The organism is Paenibacillus sp. FSL R5-0345 (assembly GCF_000758585.1).
Classification (GTDB): domain Bacteria; phylum Bacillota; class Bacilli; order Paenibacillales; family Paenibacillaceae; genus Paenibacillus_AQ.
This window is the reverse complement of sequence record NZ_CP009281.1, coordinates 3,608,041-3,623,855: the sequence shown is the minus strand read 5'-3', so window position 1 is coordinate 3,623,855 and position 15,815 is coordinate 3,608,041. Positions and strand designations below refer to the sequence as shown.

General features: G+C 42.1%; 19 protein-coding genes. 14 read left to right on the top strand and 5 right to left on the bottom strand.

All coding sequences use genetic code 11. The features are described from left to right. The first annotated feature begins 146 nt into the window (after nucleotides 1–146). From R50345_RS16015 to R50345_RS15975, 9 genes are all read left to right on the top strand, one after another. Entirely contained in the window at nucleotides 147–1,079 is a 933-nt protein-coding gene (locus R50345_RS16015) for a phosphate ABC transporter substrate-binding protein (protein WP_042132223.1), read from the top strand. A 91-nt stretch (nucleotides 1,080–1,170) separates the two neighbouring features. After that, nucleotides 1,171–2,073, top strand: a complete 903-nt coding sequence (pstC, locus tag R50345_RS16010; protein ID WP_042128137.1) for a phosphate ABC transporter permease subunit PstC — start codon at nucleotides 1,171–1,173, stop codon at nucleotides 2,071–2,073. Beyond that, nucleotides 2,070–2,966 (top strand): phosphate ABC transporter permease PstA, encoded by an 897-nt coding sequence (gene pstA, locus R50345_RS16005; protein ID WP_042128135.1) that lies wholly within the window; start codon nucleotides 2,070–2,072, stop codon nucleotides 2,964–2,966. The genes pstC and pstA overlap by 4 nt, the downstream gene beginning before the upstream one ends. A 39-nt stretch (nucleotides 2,967–3,005) precedes the next feature. Continuing rightward, nucleotides 3,006–3,782, top strand: coding sequence for a phosphate ABC transporter ATP-binding protein PstB (gene pstB, locus R50345_RS16000; RefSeq protein WP_042128132.1), 777 nt, complete (start codon nucleotides 3,006–3,008; stop codon nucleotides 3,780–3,782). Between the two features lie 121 nt (nucleotides 3,783–3,903). Then, nucleotides 3,904–4,506: a nitroreductase family protein gene (locus tag R50345_RS15995; protein ID WP_042128130.1), complete on the top strand. Its 603-nt coding sequence runs from the start codon at nucleotides 3,904–3,906 to the stop codon at nucleotides 4,504–4,506. Between the two features lie 247 nt (nucleotides 4,507–4,753). Further along, nucleotides 4,754–4,933, top strand: a complete 180-nt coding sequence (locus R50345_RS15990; protein WP_042132222.1) for a helix-turn-helix transcriptional regulator — start codon at nucleotides 4,754–4,756, stop codon at nucleotides 4,931–4,933. A 220-nt stretch (nucleotides 4,934–5,153) separates the two neighbouring features. Beyond that, on the top strand, nucleotides 5,154–5,870 hold the full coding sequence (locus R50345_RS15985) for an MBL fold metallo-hydrolase (protein ID WP_042128128.1): 717 nt from the start codon (nucleotides 5,154–5,156) through the stop codon (nucleotides 5,868–5,870). Nucleotide 5,871: 1 nt separating this feature from the next. Then, nucleotides 5,872–6,444 (top strand): TetR/AcrR family transcriptional regulator, encoded by a 573-nt coding sequence (locus R50345_RS15980; RefSeq protein ID WP_042128126.1) that lies wholly within the window; start codon nucleotides 5,872–5,874, stop codon nucleotides 6,442–6,444. Nucleotides 6,445–6,470: 26 nt separating this feature from the next. After that, nucleotides 6,471–7,163 (top strand): AlkZ-related protein, encoded by a 693-nt coding sequence (locus R50345_RS15975; protein ID WP_042128124.1) that lies wholly within the window; start codon nucleotides 6,471–6,473, stop codon nucleotides 7,161–7,163. A 96-nt stretch (nucleotides 7,164–7,259) separates the two neighbouring features. Here the strand turns inward: R50345_RS15975 and R50345_RS15970 are convergent, their stop codons facing one another. The 3 genes from R50345_RS15970 to R50345_RS15960 form a co-directional block, all read right to left on the bottom strand. Next, entirely contained in the window at nucleotides 7,260–7,442 is a 183-nt protein-coding gene (locus tag R50345_RS15970; RefSeq protein WP_042128123.1) for a hypothetical protein, read from the bottom strand. Nucleotides 7,443–7,663: 221 nt separating this feature from the next. Then, nucleotides 7,664–8,893 carry an aminopeptidase gene (locus R50345_RS15965; RefSeq protein ID WP_042128120.1) on the bottom strand — a complete coding sequence of 410 codons (1,230 nt, stop codon included), beginning with the start codon at nucleotides 8,891–8,893 and terminating at the stop codon, nucleotides 7,664–7,666. Between the two features lie 51 nt (nucleotides 8,894–8,944). After that, on the bottom strand, nucleotides 8,945–10,177 hold the full coding sequence (locus R50345_RS15960) for an aminopeptidase (RefSeq protein ID WP_042128118.1): 1,233 nt from the start codon (nucleotides 10,175–10,177) through the stop codon (nucleotides 8,945–8,947). A 177-nt stretch (nucleotides 10,178–10,354) separates the two neighbouring features. Here R50345_RS15960 and R50345_RS15955 point away from each other — a divergent pair, with 177 nt between their 5' ends. Then, entirely contained in the window at nucleotides 10,355–10,630 is a 276-nt protein-coding gene (locus tag R50345_RS15955) for a hypothetical protein (RefSeq protein WP_042128116.1), read from the top strand. Between the two features lie 62 nt (nucleotides 10,631–10,692). On the opposite strand, the gene R50345_RS15950 is transcribed toward R50345_RS15955, so the two are convergent. After that, entirely contained in the window at nucleotides 10,693–12,039 is a 1,347-nt protein-coding gene (locus R50345_RS15950) for a TrkH family potassium uptake protein (protein ID WP_042128114.1), read from the bottom strand. Nucleotides 12,040–12,197: 158 nt separating this feature from the next. Here R50345_RS15950 and R50345_RS15945 point away from each other — a divergent pair, with 158 nt between their 5' ends. From R50345_RS15945 to R50345_RS15935, 3 genes are read left to right on the top strand one after another with little or no spacing between them, the layout of a single operon-like run. Then, on the top strand, nucleotides 12,198–12,554 hold the full coding sequence (locus R50345_RS15945; RefSeq protein WP_375103045.1) for a VOC family protein: 357 nt from the start codon (nucleotides 12,198–12,200) through the stop codon (nucleotides 12,552–12,554). 25 nt (nucleotides 12,555–12,579) lie between these two features. Then, entirely contained in the window at nucleotides 12,580–13,008 is a 429-nt protein-coding gene (locus R50345_RS15940) for a GNAT family N-acetyltransferase (protein ID WP_042128112.1), read from the top strand. Nucleotides 13,009–13,032: 24 nt separating this feature from the next. Further along, nucleotides 13,033–13,566 (top strand): GNAT family N-acetyltransferase, encoded by a 534-nt coding sequence (locus R50345_RS15935; RefSeq protein WP_042128110.1) that lies wholly within the window; start codon nucleotides 13,033–13,035, stop codon nucleotides 13,564–13,566. Between the two features lie 35 nt (nucleotides 13,567–13,601). Here the strand turns inward: R50345_RS15935 and R50345_RS15930 are convergent, their stop codons facing one another. Continuing rightward, on the bottom strand, nucleotides 13,602–14,927 hold the full coding sequence (locus R50345_RS15930) for a hemolysin family protein (RefSeq protein WP_042128108.1): 1,326 nt from the start codon (nucleotides 14,925–14,927) through the stop codon (nucleotides 13,602–13,604). 113 nt (nucleotides 14,928–15,040) lie between these two features. Here R50345_RS15930 and R50345_RS15925 point away from each other — a divergent pair, with 113 nt between their 5' ends. Continuing rightward, the gene (locus tag R50345_RS15925) at nucleotides 15,041–15,808 is read left to right on the top strand and encodes a DUF1836 domain-containing protein (protein WP_042128106.1); all 768 of its coding nucleotides are present in this window, start codon (nucleotides 15,041–15,043) and stop codon (nucleotides 15,806–15,808) included. Nucleotides 15,809–15,815: the final 7 nt, after the last annotated feature.

Sequence of the window (15,815 nt, the reverse complement as noted above, 5' to 3'; positions counted from 1 at the left end):
TAACATATGCGTACAATGCAATTTTACAGTAAACAAGCATATGGGGGCCAAAGCTCCACAACACCATGTTAAAGCTTTCGAAGCCAGTTCCGTATGAACTGTATGAGGAAGCCGTGCTAACAAAACATTTAGGAGGAGACAAAACAATGCAATTCAAAAAATCTTGGGTTATGACTTTGGCTTTAACAAGCGTACTGGCACTTTCGGCCTGCGGTAATGGTGGGGCAAACAACACGGGAGGAAACGCTGCAGCTACAAATGAAGGTAGCGGCGCTAAAATAAGTGGTTCGATTCTAGCTTCAGGTTCAACAGCACTACAACCATTGGTTGAGCTGGTAGCCGAGAATTTCATGGATAAAAATGCTGGTGTGGACATTCAGGTTCAAGGCGGCGGTAGTGGTACTGGTCTTACTCAAGTAGCTGAGAAACAAGTAGATATCGGTAACTCTGACGTATTCGCAGAAGAAAAACTAAAAGATGCAGATGCAGAAAAAGCAGCAGCTCTTGTAGATCATCAAGTAGCAGTAGTAGCGATCGCAGCAGTAACTCATCCGGATGCTGGTGTGGACAGCTTGACTAAGCAACAGCTTATCGATATTTTCACAGGAAAAGTTACAAACTTTAAAGAAGTTGGCGGAGCGGATCAAAAAATCCAAATCATCAACCGTCCAGGCAGCTCCGGTACTCGCGCAACCTTTGAAAGCTTTGCACTTGGAACTAAAACTGAAGATATCCCAGGATCGATTCAAGAAGATTCCTCCGGTACTGTTAAGAAAATGATCGGAGAAACTCCAGGGGCTATCGGTTATCTGGCTCTTTCATACCTTGATGATTCAATCAAAACACTTAGCCTTGATGGTGTAGAAGCATCTGTAGACAATGTTATTTCTGGTAAATATCCAGTATGGGCTTACGAGCACATGTATACAAACGGCGAACCAAATGAAACAGTAAAGGCATTCCTTGACTTTTTCTTGACAGACGAAGTACAAACAGGTGAAGTCGTTGAGCTTGGATACATTCCAGCAGTAAAAATGCAAGTTACTCGTGACGTTGCAGGGAATGTTACAGCTAAGTAATTCACTTCTAAGTAATTTGTAAGGATTAGAATCTCAAGTGATTAGAGGCGGATACATCTGCCTCTCTTTTCACTTTAGAAAGAGGGAGCAATTGAGGGTGAAACTAAAGAACTCACGCATCGAGAAACATCATATTGAAGATTTTGTGGGACGTACATATATGTCCTTCTGTGTACTGCTATTGATAACAATCATTGTATCGATGGTATATTTTGTGGCGTCTAAAGGTATTTCAACTTTCACAAGCGGTGATGTTAGCGTTACTGATTTTCTATTCGGAACAAAGTGGTCACCTGAAGCAGATACGCCATCCTTTGGTGCTTTTCCGTTTATCACTGGATCCTTCTTAGTTACTCTTCTTGCAGCATTGATTGCTAGTCCACTTAGCCTTTGCGCTGCGCTGTTCATGACTGAGATTGTCCCAGGATGGGGCAAAAAATTGCTTCAGCCTGTAATCGAGCTGTTGGCAGGTATCCCTTCAGTTGTGTATGGTTTCATCGGATTAAGTGTTATTGTACCGTTTCTACGCAACAACCTGCCTGGTCAAGGCATCGGGGTAGCTGCAGGCGCGCTTGTGCTCTCGGTCATGATTCTTCCGACGATTACAAGCGTGGCTGCAGACGCGCTGGCTTCATTGCCGCAAAATTTAAAGGAATCCTCCTATGCGCTTGGTGCCACCCGGTGGCAGACGATCTCTCGAGTGATTATTCCGACAACGTTTCCTGCTATTATGACTGGTATTGTACTGGGGATGGCACGTGCATTCGGTGAAGCCCTTGCTGTACAGATGGTTATCGGGAATGCGCCATTCGTACCAAAATCACTCTTTGAATCAGCTTCTACCCTGACGAGTGTAATCACGCTTGGAATGGGGAACACAACCATGGGCTCTGCGCACAATAATGCTCTGTGGAGTATGGCACTGGTTCTTATGCTGATGACCTTTGTATTTGTCTTCTTTGTGAGACTGCTTGAAAGGAGAAATAAGATTTGAAGCCGAGAACCGTAAATAAAATTGCCACAAGCCTTATTGTGTTTTTCGCATTGCTCATCGTAGCTATTCTGGTTGGTCTATTAGGATATATCCTCTTTCGAGGTCTTAGTCACATTAGTTGGGATTTTCTATTCTCTGCACCGCAAAAAATTCGAGCAGGTGGAGGAATTGGCCCTCAGCTATTCAACTCCTTATTCCTTTTGGTACTCACGCTAATAATTACAGTACCTCTTGGACTGGGTGCCGGTATTTACATGGCTGAATATGCTCGTCCAGGGAAAATCACCGGCTTTATTCGCTTAATTGTTGAGGTATTATCATCGTTCCCTTCAATCGTAGTCGGCTTGTTTGGTCTATTGCTGATTGTTAACTATTTTAATCTTGGCTTTTCCTTAATCTCTGGAGCACTGGCATTGACGGTCTTTAATCTACCGCTGATGGTTCGGATTACTGAGCAAGCTTTCCGTAGTGTTCCGAAGCAACAAAAAGAGGCTGGTTTTGCACTAGGATTATCCAAGTGGAAAATCGTAACCTCCGTGTTGTTTCCAGTAGCATTACCAACAATTATTACCGGTACTATTTTGTCCGCTGGCCGTGTCTTTGGGGAAGCAGCCGCGTTGATGTTCACTGCAGGAATGAGTAGTCCAAGACTAGATTTCACCAACTGGAATCCACTTAGTCCGAACTCACCACTGAATCCTTTCCGTCCAGCTGAAACACTGGCTGTTCATATCTGGAAGGTAAATAGTGAAGGCCTTGCTCCTGATGCCGCGCAAATTGCTGCGGGAGCTTCAGCAGTACTTGTAATTATGGTGTTAATCTTCAACTTGGCAGCACGTTATTTCGGTAGATTTATTTATCGTAAGCTTACAGCTTCAAAAAGAATGAACTAATTCCTAAAAACTAAAGTAGAGATGTAGGAGGAGTAATCGATGGGAACGTCGGCAACAGCAGTGCGTGAATCTTTTCAAACCGAGGACCTGAGTATTTTTTATGGAACATATGAGGCAGTAAAGGGGATTAGTCTTCCTTTTGCTGAAAATACGGTTACTGCACTGATCGGCCCATCCGGCTGCGGTAAATCAACCTTTCTTCGTTCACTGAACCGTATGAATGACGAAATCTCCGGATCAACAACCAAAGGAAGCATCTGGATAGATGGCGTTGATATTAATGCTCCTGGAACAGACGTGATCAAACTGCGTCAGAAGATCGGGATGGTTTGGCAAAAGCCGAATCCGTTCTATAAATCCATTTATGATAACATCGCCTTTGGACCTAAGTACCATGGTGTTAAAGGAAAAAAAGCACTTGATGAGATCGTAGAGAGCAGCCTTCGTAAAGCAGCATTGTGGGATGAAGTGAAGGACCGTTTAAAAGATTCAGCATTAGCTTTGTCCGGTGGACAACAGCAGCGTCTTTGTATTGCAAGAGCGTTGTCAGTTAACCCACAAATTCTACTCTTGGACGAACCAGCCTCCGCACTAGATCCGGTTTCTACTGGTAAAGTTGAGGAGCTCATCAAGGAGTTAAAAGAAGAGCTTCGCATTGTAATTGTGACACACAACATGCAGCAAGCTGCACGGATTTCTGATTATACGGCTTACTTTTATCTTGGATCTCTTGTAGAATACGATAAGACGGATAAAGTCTTTACAAATCCTGAGAATCAAATGACACAAGAATATATCATGGGTCGTTTCGGCTGAAGCCTTTCAACATCGTTCCTTAGGGAACGGTGTTTTTTTGTTTCTATTATTTGCAAAAGCCAGATAGATACTGTATCATTAATGATAATGATTATCATTATTACTATAGGGAGTGGATCTCATGACACAAACTCAACCGACTCAAAAGAATAGCGTAGCTGAAGTAATAAGAGAAAGACGCTCTATTAAGCTTTTTAAAAAAGATCCACTGCCACAAGGTCTATTAGAGGAATTGTTAAATGTAGCTGTATGGGCGCCCAATCATGGGGTGCGTGAGCCGTGGAGATTTATTGCTTTTCAAGGTGATGGTACAAAGTTCTTGGCTGAAGCGGCATTTGCTTTCGTGAAACGTGCTTTTTCTGATCCTGAAGTGGCTGCTAAGCGAAAAGAATATATCTCAAATATTCCTTTAACGTTAATTGTGGTGATGCCTGAAGATCCTCGGCAGAGAGAGTGGGATGAGGATTTTGCAGCAGCGTCCGCACTTGTACAGAACTTTCAGCTAGCGGCTTGGGAACAAGGCGTAGGCACGATTTGGAAGACCGATCCTTATATCAATAATCCTGATTTCCGCAGCAAAATTGGCGTGAAGCCAGGTGAAAAAATAATTGCCATGATTCATGCCGGATATCCGGAAACCGTGCCAGACAGCCGTCCACGGACGGATGCTTCGGAACTACTGCAGATCATTGATAGCTATCCAGAGAACGATGTAGTGGAATAAGCAGGATACTATACGGTATTTGAATAGAGATTATCAAAGGAATATATGTCTAAAGCATCCGAAGGGGTGCTTTTTTTGTTGCTTAGAACTCGTCAAAGAAACTGTGATATTGAATTGTGTAGATACATCGGTCAGCATGTTAAAAGCAATATATAATGTACACAATGATTGGTATAGATTACAATTGGGTAAAATGGATGTATCTACATAAGGAGGAATTGGCGTGGGGGAGAACAAGAACATCAAGATGAAACTGGCTCGTATACAAAAAGATCTTTCCCAAGAACAGTTAGCAGAAGTAGTAGGGGTTACAAGACAGACGATTGGCCTGATTGAAGCCGGGAACTATAATCCGACACTTAAATTGTGCATAGCCATATGCAAGGCATTAGATCGATCATTAAACGATATTTTTTGGGAGGAATAAGATTGAAAGGGTCAGGAATTTAGGATGAGTTGATTATTACTGAAATCCAGATGTCTAGTAGACATGGTTTATGTTAGTGTTCTTGGGTTTCTTGATTATTCTTTTGTAAAAGTGTTTGTGCAGATAAAAATGGTTAGAAGAATGGATCATTCACTCTTGCGAAACTAATATGATTAGTTTATATTTAAGCTAATACCATTAGTTTTGTGGAGGGGTTATCATGAGAGTAACACGTGAAGCTTTTTTGCTACAGCTGACTTGGATGCCAAGAGTGTTTCCTGTGAATTGTTACATGATTGAGGAAGAGAATGAATTGACTTTGATAGATGCAGCCATGCCGTTCAGTGTAAAAGGAATTATAGATACCGCAACGAAACTAGATAAGAAGATCACTCGTATTATATTAACGCATGCGCATGACGATCATGTAGGTGCACTGGATGAGCTGAAGAAGCAGCTCCCAGACGCTCAGGTGTACATTTCTGAAAGGGATGCGGCATTGCTACGCGGAGATCGTTCACTTCGTGAGGGGGAACCTCAGACTCCTATAAAGGGAGGCGTGCCCAAGAAGGTAACAACGAGACCAGATGTATTGCTCCATGATGGAGATACCATAGGTTCATTAACAGCAATTCTAACTCCTGGTCATACTCCTGGATCTATGTCTTTCATTGATTCTCGAAGCGGCGCTGTTATCGTTGGAGATGCTTTTCAAACCTTCCGAGGAACCGCTGTTTCAGGCACCATAATTCCTTGGTTTCCGTTTCCGGCTATGGCAACCTGGAGTAAAGAACAAGCATTAAAAAGTGCGACTAAGCTTCTAGAGGCTTCCCCGACTATACTGGCTACTGGACATGGAGACTTACTTAGGAACCCATTACAAACCATGGAGAAAGCTATTCACAAAGCACAAATGATTCAAGATAGGAGTAATTAAAATGTCACCTAGAGCAGGATTAGATCGTCGTACGCTAGTTATTGCAGCAGCAGAAATCGCCGATCATGAAGGAATAGAGGCCGTAACCTTAGCCGCATTGGCTAACAAACTAGGTGTTCGTTCTCCGTCTTTATACAATCATATTAACGGGCTACAGGAATTGCGCACACAACTTGCGATTTATGGACTAGGCGAGCTTTCCAATGTAATGAACAACGCCGCTAAAGGCTTTAGTGGAGACGACGCTGTACAGGCGATGGGGCGAGCATATGTGGACTTTGCACGAGCCCGACCAGGATTATACGAGACAACGCTGCGATCCCCTGAACAGGCAAATACGGAGCTGGAAACGGCAAGTGATCATATTTTGCAGCTGATCATTCATGTGATGAAGGATTATCAATTAGGTGAGGAAGGAGTAATTCATGCCGTACGCGGGTTACGAAGTATTCTGCATGGATTTGCCTCTTTGGAGCAAAAAGGCGGTTTTGGATTGCCTCTTGATACGAATGTAAGTCTATCTCGGCTCATCAGCACTTTTATTGCTGGGATAGGAAATATGAAGTCTAATTAATGGAGTACATAGGAGATGATGTAGTGATGTATACGGGATATGAAGAAGGCAGTGTCACCACTTTTGAAGAAGCTGCAGCAATTGTCGCCAAGATTGGGATATTGCCGCTTGCAACCCTGATTCCTGAGCACCCATCTTTAAACGGATTAACGAAAGCGGAGAATTGGCATACAGGATCAGAGCTAGATCCGTGGTCATGGCGTGTAAGGTTTCCTGGTGAAGGTCTAGCCGGATATGGGAAGTTTGTTAAGAAAAAAGCTATCTTAGTCTCTAGAGACTGGTTTCCAGCATTTGTTGCAGCTGTAGGCAGTAATAAATCTATAGAAGAACGATATAATGACGGATTGGCAAGCAGAGAAGCAGTTGCCTTACTACAAATTATCCGTGAACATCAAGGGATTGATACGCGTATCCTTCGTGCGGAAGCTGATATGAAAGCTAAAGAAATGAAGACGGCATTCGATAATGCGGTTACGGAGCTTCAGGCTTCACTAGACATCGTTATTTCAGGTGTAAAAGAACGCAAAAATGCAGAAGGAGAGAAAAATGGCTGGAGTAGCACCTCGTTTGAGACCGTAAGTCATTGGATGGAAGATAACGGTCTTTCCACATTTGAGGGAGACAGAGGAGAGGCAGTTGCTTGGTTACAATCCGGAATGAGTGACATATGGTCGCCTTCAGCAATTGCATGGGCGAACAAAGCATTCTCATGGAAATAAGAAGAAACGATGTTGTAGTCAATAAAAACGGTTAATCACTACTCCCATGAGAGTGATTAACCGTAAGCGTTTTCTAATAAAGTCATATCCATCACATTATTGTTCCAACATTGGTGCCAAGTAAGCAATCAGGAAATACAAGAATCCGAAAAACAGCATAACATAGGCGGTATATTTGATTGCATTAGATGCAACAATTCTTGAATCCACCGGTGCTTGAATTTCTAGCTGTTCTTCTTCAACGCTGTCAATTTCATTGGATATTGGATCTCTTAACATGATAATCCCCTCCTTGGAAATTCAATCCTTAACTGTATTGTGACATATTTGTGAACGGAAATCAACAATAGTGTGAACAATTATTGAACTTTTATTCAAATTTGGACTATTTATTTTCTGAATATCTAGTATGCAATAAAAAACAACCTGCTTTTGTCCTCGGAAGAGGAACCAAGCAGGTTGTTTGGCATTTTATTTATTCAATAATTTAAGCGGACAAACTAAGCCCAATCGCCGTCACGGAAGATAGGTACGGTTGTTCCATCATCCTTAATACCATCTATGCTCATTTCAGGTGATCCCATCATAAAATCAACATGTGTATGGCTTTGGTTCATTCCTTTTTCCTGCAATTGTTCTTTGGTCATTGTCGTCCCCTCGTGAAGGGTAAAGGCATATGCTGCACCTAACGCCAAATGGCAGGATGCATTCTCATCAAACAACGTAGTGTAATATAGAATACCGCTCTCTGAGATCGGGGAGTGGAAAGGCACCAACGCGACTTCTCCCAAATAAGCTGAACCCTCATCTAACGCGATAAGGGAAGCTAGGGTTTCTGAACCTTGTTCAGCTGTGAAATCCGTTACTTTACCGTTCTCAAAGGTGAGGGTGAAGTTGTCAATAAGATTCCCACCGTAGCTAAGCGGTTTAGTGCTGCTTACCTTACCGTTCACACCAGACTTCAGTGGGGCAGTAAATACTTCTTCAGTTGGGATATTGGCGAGGAAAGGAACACCTTTGCCATTAACAGCTCCCGCCTGACACCAAATATGCCCCGCAGGAAGCTCAATCGTCAAATCGGTTCCTGGCGCTGTATAATGCAGCTTACGGAACTTATTATCATTCAATGTAGCACAACGTGCTTTTAGACCCTCTAAATGTTGACTCCAGGCTTGAATAGGATCAACTTGATCCGCACGTGTGGCTTTAAATATAGCTTCCCATAGCAAATCAATCTGCTGATCAGGTGCTGCCTCAGGGAATACCTTTGCCGCCCACGATGGTGATGGGAAGGCTACAATACTCCAGCTCGCGTGATTCCCCATTAACAATTCACGATATGGAGCTAATGTCTGTCCGGAGATCCGCTGATTATCCGCAATTCTTCCTGCTTCAACACCGCTCAATAGATCTGGATTCGTTGATGTTATTGAAAGAAATGCAGCCCCCTTTTTAGCCAGATCTTCCAATTCATCCGCTTGCCATTGCGGCGGTTCCAAGAAGGAATCGGAGGGAGCAAGGTCATAACGTGTCCGTGTAACAACCTCGTCACTATAATTAACCTTGACGAGCTTCGCACCCGCTTCATAGGCTTTACGTACCACAAGACGTACTAGTTCAGCAGAAACGATGTCGGAATTTACAACAAGGGTCTGCCCAGGTTGGATATTTACACCAATCTTCACTGCCAGCAACGCATAATTTTCAAGTTTTTGCTTGAAGTCCAACATAATCTCAACTCCTCCCAATATCTCTAGTCTTTTATTTCATAGTTGCAATAATTAGAACGCCCAGTTTCCATTTAGGAATACGGGTTCTTCGGTTCCATCAGCAGAGATACCATAAATGTTCATCTCCGCTGAACCGATCATGAAATCAACATGGGTGACACTATTATTCAAACCATGTGCAATCAGTTCATCAGGAGTCATATCTTTACCGCCCTCTAAGCAGAAAGCATAAGCCATACCTATTGCTAGGTGATTGGATGCATTCTCATCAAACAAGGTATTGTAATAAAGAATATTGGACTCAGAGATAGGAGACTTGTGAGGAACTAATGCAACTTCACCGAGGTATTTTGCTCCTTCATCCATACTAATGAGGTGTTCTAGTGCTTCTTGGCCTTGCTCTGCACTAACACTTACAATTCGTCCGTTCTCAAAAGTAATAGAGAATCCATCGATGATATTACCACCATGGCTAAGAGGTTTTGTGCTTCGTACGGTGCCATTTACACCAGTCTTTAGGGGAGCAGTAAATACTTCTTCGGTAGGCATATTGGCTACAAAAGAATGACCTTTAGCATTAATGCTATCTCCTTGTGCCCAAATATGGCCTTCTGGAAGCTCGATGCTTAGGTCCGTACCAGGTGCTATGTAATGCAGCTTTTTATATTTTTTTGCGTTGAGTACATTTGCTTTTTGATCTAAGGTGTCGAGATGTTCCTGCCATGCAGCTACCGGATCTTCACGATCAAGGCGTACGGTGTGGAAAATAGCCTCCCAAAGCTTATTTACACGCTCTTCAGCTGGAACATCCGGAAATACTTTATCTGCCCATGCCTGACATGGTACTGCAACAATACTCCAGCTAACTTTGTCGGACATTTGCATTTCACGATATTTGGTGAGTGCGGCTCCCCGAACTTTTTGATAATTGGAAATGCGCACGGGATCGATGCCTTTAAGTGCATCAGGATCTTCCGCGATCACGTTAAGAATAGCTGCACCCTTCTCGGCGAGTTCGGTCATTTCACCTGCGTACCAAGTAGGAGGTTCAGTGAACACTTCTGGAGCAGCATGTTCAAACTGCTGGCGTGTAATGCTCGCATCACTCCAGTTCACCTTCACCAAGCTTGCTCCAATCGCATATGCCTTGGCGGTGATCATACGAACAAAATCTGCTGCAAGAATCGGCGCATTCACCACTAGAATTTGTCCTGGTTGAACGTTAACCCCAATTTGCACAGCTAGATCTGCATATTTACTAAGCTTTGCTTCGAAATCAGTCATCGATATTTCCTCCATTTGCTAATAGTTTGGTACTAAACAAGCATTGTACTAAATTATTAACCGCCGGATGAAAAAAGTCAATTACATGGAATTTACAGTGTAAATTGAGGAATTACATTCATTTCAATGCTATACTGAGAGAGGAAATGATTTGATGAAAGGAAGGACGATTAGCGGATGAATTTAGAGATCGTAAGTGCTGAAATGAGCCGTAAAGAGGATAAAAGCTATGTAGGGAGGACTATATTCACTCTCGAAAACCATAAGGCTCCATATGAGATTACTTTTTTCAGTACAAGAGGAACGGAATGGGATTACAGCCTAAGCTTTGCAGGTGAACCTGGAAGCGAAGAGCAGTTCTTAGAAACTGACGCGCTGCTTGAGAATGATGATGATATATACAATCAGTTGCTTGATGCAGCACTAGATAAACAAGAGATTGTCGAAGAGTAAAACATAGAATTGTTGATGTGATTAACAGCGGCAATTTTGATTGCCGCTGGTTACATCACACCTTAACCGATTGTAATCTTTCCTTCAGGATAGCGGTAAAGTTCCTTACTTCCCTTAGGCTTGAGTGCATAAGCTAAAGTAAGCGGACCCGTCCGACCCAGAAACATTAGAATAATGATGAGCAGTTTACCCGCAGTAGTCAGTTCTGGTGTAAGTCCCATGGAGAGACCGGAAGTCCCGAATGCCGAAACGGATTCAAAGAGTACAGCAAGGAAATCAGCCTCCTCTGTTACGGATAACAACATCGTAGCGATGACAACTAGCATCAGAGACATTAATGTCATTGTCACAGCTCTATAGACATTTTCTTTAGCAATCCGGTAACGAAACATTACAATATCCTCTTTACCCCGTAACCTTGCAGATACCGCAGCCACCAGAATAGCGAATGTAGTAATCTTAATTCCCCCACCAGTAGACCCAGGCGCAGCTCCTATGAACATTAGCATAATCATAAGAAATTGTGTTGATTCCCGCAAAAGTGGTATTTCAATCGTGGTGACACCGCCTGAACGTGGCGTTATCGCTTGTAATAAGGTGGCCATCATCTTCCCACCAGCACTCAACGGCTTAAGCGTAGAATTAAACTCCAACAAGAAAAATAGAGCAGCACCAATGACAATCAATATGGCAGAGGTTGAAAGAACAACCTTTGAATGAAGTGTTAGCTTCTTGCGTTTTGGAAAGTCCAACACATCGGATAGGACGATAAATCCGATCCCTCCAAGGAATATGAGGGCCATCGAGGTAAAGTTAACAATAGGATCATTAACATACCGAGTAAGTCCGCTAAAGGGTCCGTGAATGTCACCAAACAGGTCGAAGCCTGCATTATTAAAGATAGATATACTATGAAAAATTCCATAATAGACAGCTTTCCCAAAAGGCATGTCCATAATAAACCTTAAGGTAAACAAGAAGGCACCTGAAAGCTGAATAACAAGGGAATAAATCAGCACTCTGCGGATTAGCAGTACAATACCTTGCATCGAATTTTGGTTCATGGATTCTTGCATGAGAATTCGCTCTTTTAAGGATATTCGTTTATTAAGGACCAAAGTAATCAATGTAGCCATTGTTACAAAACCCAGCCCGCCGAACTGAAATAATACGAGTAGAACAACTTGTCCAAAGGTAGTCAGCTGTGTCCCTGTATCAATGACTGCCAAACCAGTAACACAGGTTGCCGATGTTGCCATGAATAATGCATCAATAAAAGAAATTTTCCCTTCTACTGAAGAGGCCGGGAGACTGAGCAATATACTTCCGGCGGTGATAAGTATTACAAATCCTAGTGATAAGACTTTAGGTGGAGTTAGTTTCAATCCACCGAAGTTCAGGTTAGCCAATTCAATTCTCCTGTCATACGTGAAATTAGAGTAGTGCTCACAAAATTATAACATAACTTACCAGACCTTCCCTAAGGGGAGGGAGGTAATTGACATATTTTATCGAATTATTCTAGAATAACACCCTATTCTGCAAACTTAAAGAGGAGGCTTTCTTAATGGTGATAAGTCCGATTCTGAATCAGATTGGTGCGGTTTTTATTCCGGTAAAGGATATTGAGAAATCTAAAGAATGGTATTGTCAATTGCTTGGGTTACCTTTGGATGGTGAAGTATTATTCGGGCATTTATATGTGATCCCCATGCAAGGACCAGAAATCGTATTAGACAGCAAAATTTACACTTCTGAATCCGTTCTTAATATTCCCTCTTTTCATCTAAATACTGAAGATATAGATGCTGCTTATGATTATGTGAAAGCAAATGGCGGTGAGATTCTTACAGATATCGAGCATGACCATTGGTTTAATTTTAAAGATCCTGATGGAAATGTGATCATGGTCTGTCGTTGTTAAAATTGAGTAAGAAAGGAATAGACAGATGATAAGAGAAGCTGTTCCTGAAGACGCTGTGTATATTGAAAGTCTTTATCGAATGTTGTTACCTGAGCAAACAGCTATTCAAGTGTCACCAGAACGACTGAAGCGGATCGCTGAGAATACGGATAGCTTTCTTTATGTGTGCGAAGAAGAAGGAACTATTGTTGGGACGCTTCATCTTCATTTGTGTATGGATGCATTATGTGACGATCGACCCTTTGCTGTCATTGAAAGAGTTATCATAGCACAAGAGGTGAGAGGGAAAGGACACGGAGCAAAATTAATGAGATACGCTGAGCATGTAGCCACCTCTAGGGGAGCCCTTAAGATCATGTTATCGAGTGCGGTCAGAAGGGAGGATGCACATCAATTTTACGAACATCTTGGATACAATAGCAGCTCCAGTAAGCTGTTCAAAAAGTACTTATAGCTATTTATGATTGGAAGTGATGAGATGATGGTTACCCTTAAAGTGCTGATTCCAGAGGATGCAGAGGAATTACTTCGTCTACAGCATCAGTTGGATCAGGAAACGAAATTTATGTTATTAGAACCTGATGAACGACAATCAAGTCTTCATCAGGTCAAAGAGATGATCGAAAGCTTCGCTTCAACAGATACTTCAATCCTTATTGGCGCAGAGGTAGATAACTCTTTGATTGGTTTTATGTCGATTAGAGGTGGAAGTGTTAGACGCAATCGCCATAGTGCGTACATAGTCATTGGCATTCTAAGACAATATCAAGGTCAGGGAATCGGCGCGGCTCTATTTCGAGAGTTGGATAGATGGGCTAGGGATACTGAAATTGTTAGACTTGAGCTAACAGTCATGACACATAATGAGCTGGCTATATCTCTTTATATCAAAAATGGGTTTGAGATCGAAGGGACGAAAAGAAAATCGCTTGTGATTGATGGCCAGTGGTTAGATGAATATTACATGAGTAAGATTCTGGTACAAGAAAAAAGGATAGAGGATCAGATTTAATCTGATGACTCTACCCTTTTTTTATGTTTAAGAGCTTATGAATGCTCTACCTCTGAAGATTCAGTGTTCTCTGTAGTCTCAATGATGACTTCAACCTTGCGTACACGATATCTGTTCATCTCACGAATGATTAAGGTTACGTGGTCATGAACAATACTTTTACCAACGGCTGGATCTGGGATATGGCTGTATAGCCAGCCTCCAATAGTAGTCACTTCCTCATCTTCGAAATCAAGACCGGTGAGTTCCTTGACCTCAATTAGAGATACCTTACCGTCGAACAGATAATTTGTATCGCTAATTTTCTCAACTTCTCTGCGTTCATCACCGTCAAATTCATCTCGAATTTCACCAACGATTTCTTCTAAAATATCTTCAATCGTAATGAGTCCAGACGTTCCGCCATATTCATCAAGCAGCAGGGCGATATGCACCCGCTCCATTTGCATACGTGTTAAAAGATTCTTAACAGGTGTTACCTCAGATACGGTCAGGACAGGCTGGATCAAGCTTTTGAAATCAAAATCAGGATTGTTATCATATTGCAAATAAAGCTGTTTTGTATTGATCATTCCGATGATATTATCCTTGCTACCCTCTGCAACCGGGAAACGAGTATATTGTTCCTTGCGGATAATCTCGAAATTTTCTTTCAATGAATGATTGGTGAAAAGACATACCATATCGGTTCGTGGAACCATGATTTCTTTAGCCAACATCTCATCAAAAGTAAAGATACGGTTTACATAGCCATATTCAGCTTTATTGATTTTTCCACTTTCATAGCTCTCGGACAAGATCAAACGAATCTCGTCTTCACTATGTGCGTCTCCATGCTCACTGGCAGGCTTCATCCCGAAAAGGCGAACAAGCAAATTTGCGGAACCGTTCATAAACCAAATGAGTGGGTACAAAATTCTGTAGAACCAAATAATCAGCGGTGATGTAATTTGACCAATTCTTTCCGGAATGTTTATAGCTACCGTCTTCGGAGCAAGTTCACCGACAACGACGTGTAGGAATGTTGCAATAATGAATGCAAATGCAAACGCAAGAGGGTGACTCACACTTGAACTAATGTTAGCCCAGTCGAATACCGGAAGGAGCAGTTGCTCAAATGCCGGTTCTGCTAGTGCACCAATACCCAGAGCAGTGATCGTAATCCCGAGCTGACACGCGGATAAGTATCCGTCAAGATTAGCGGAAACCCGTTGTACAGCTAACGCATTCTTCTTTCCATCGATCACCATTTGACTGATCTGGCTACCTCTAAGTCTCACCAATGCAAATTCCGTTGCTACAAAAAAAGCGGTTAAAATAATCAAAATAGCCACCAACGTCAAACTAAGTCCTATACCCATATAATCTTTACCATCCCTTTCGTTCCTAAAATAGGTTATACTCATATTATGAGTTCTTATGAACTATTCTACGAACTTTTCAGAGAAATATCAAATGGTGGAGGGAAACAGATATGGAATCATTTGCATTGACTCGTGTGGAGATGTCCAGTCTTCTGCTCTCATTGACCGGATTATCAGACCGGAAACCGCTGAATATCCTCCAAGAGGCATGGACTAAATTTCATCTTGATGAAATAGAAAAGGGGACTTCGTTACCCGCTTTTTTATCTACAGATGTTCCACCCATTTTACAAAAGATCATTAAGGGCGATAATGTTAAAGGCTTTTCACTTGGTGAAATTGCTACATTAGGCCATCTTATAGAGTATTCCACGTTGACTGTGACAACTATGCAGAACTGGGTAAAGCGTGACTTTAAGGAGTATCTCGGTTCTCCAAGAGAAGGAAAGAAGTATTCAGTGAATCAGGCGGCGCTTCTATTTATGATCGATGATCTCAAATCTGCCCTTAATTTCGAAAGTATCCGTCAGCTATTCCGATTAATGTTCTTAAAGCCAGATCGAGACGATGATGATCTCATAGAACCGGCAAAACTGTATTATGCATATGCTGGACTTTTTGAGGAGATCAAGAGTAATCCGACTATACAAACGCAATGCAAGGTAGATCAACTGTTGCATAAAGAGTTTTCATGGAAAGAGGATTCCCTGCTTAGAAATTCCACAGATCGTGTAATCAATCGTCTGACGCATCTAACTAGATCTCAGAGAGAATCTGTCCGCAATATACTGCTGATAGCTACGATTGCTGTTCAGACCTGTTATTTTCAATCTCTTGCCAGACAATACTTTAATGCTGCTTTATTTCTTGATTTTTGAACGCTAC

Bases quoted from the DNA above. Each gene is read 5' to 3' on its own strand.
- R50345_RS16015 (WP_042132223.1), top strand. From the start codon at position 147: ATGCAATTCAAAAAATCTTGGGTTATGACTTTGGCTTTAACAAGCGTA.
- pstB (WP_042128132.1), top strand. From the start codon at position 3,006: ATGGGAACGTCGGCAACAGCAGTGCGTGAATCTTTTCAAACCGAGGAC.
- R50345_RS15995 (WP_042128130.1), top strand. From the start codon at position 3,904: ATGACACAAACTCAACCGACTCAAAAGAATAGCGTAGCTGAAGTAATA.
- R50345_RS15990 (WP_042132222.1), top strand. From the start codon at position 4,754: ATGAAACTGGCTCGTATACAAAAAGATCTTTCCCAAGAACAGTTAGCA.
- R50345_RS15985 (WP_042128128.1), top strand. From the start codon at position 5,154: ATGAGAGTAACACGTGAAGCTTTTTTGCTACAGCTGACTTGGATGCCA.
- R50345_RS15980 (WP_042128126.1), top strand. From the start codon at position 5,872: ATGTCACCTAGAGCAGGATTAGATCGTCGTACGCTAGTTATTGCAGCA.
- R50345_RS15975 (WP_042128124.1), top strand. From the start codon at position 6,471: ATGTATACGGGATATGAAGAAGGCAGTGTCACCACTTTTGAAGAAGCT.
- R50345_RS15970 (WP_042128123.1), bottom strand. From the start codon at position 7,442: ATGTTAAGAGATCCAATATCCAATGAAATTGACAGCGTTGAAGAAGAA.
- R50345_RS15965 (WP_042128120.1), bottom strand. From the start codon at position 8,893: ATGTTGGACTTCAAGCAAAAACTTGAAAATTATGCGTTGCTGGCAGTG.
- R50345_RS15960 (WP_042128118.1), bottom strand. From the start codon at position 10,177: ATGACTGATTTCGAAGCAAAGCTTAGTAAATATGCAGATCTAGCTGTG.
- R50345_RS15955 (WP_042128116.1), top strand. From the start codon at position 10,355: ATGAATTTAGAGATCGTAAGTGCTGAAATGAGCCGTAAAGAGGATAAA.
- R50345_RS15945 (WP_375103045.1), top strand. From the start codon at position 12,198: ATGGTGATAAGTCCGATTCTGAATCAGATTGGTGCGGTTTTTATTCCG.
- R50345_RS15940 (WP_042128112.1), top strand. From the start codon at position 12,580: ATGATAAGAGAAGCTGTTCCTGAAGACGCTGTGTATATTGAAAGTCTT.
- R50345_RS15935 (WP_042128110.1), top strand. From the start codon at position 13,033: ATGATGGTTACCCTTAAAGTGCTGATTCCAGAGGATGCAGAGGAATTA.
- R50345_RS15930 (WP_042128108.1), bottom strand. From the start codon at position 14,927: ATGGGTATAGGACTTAGTTTGACGTTGGTGGCTATTTTGATTATTTTA.
- R50345_RS15925 (WP_042128106.1), top strand. From the start codon at position 15,041: ATGGAATCATTTGCATTGACTCGTGTGGAGATGTCCAGTCTTCTGCTC.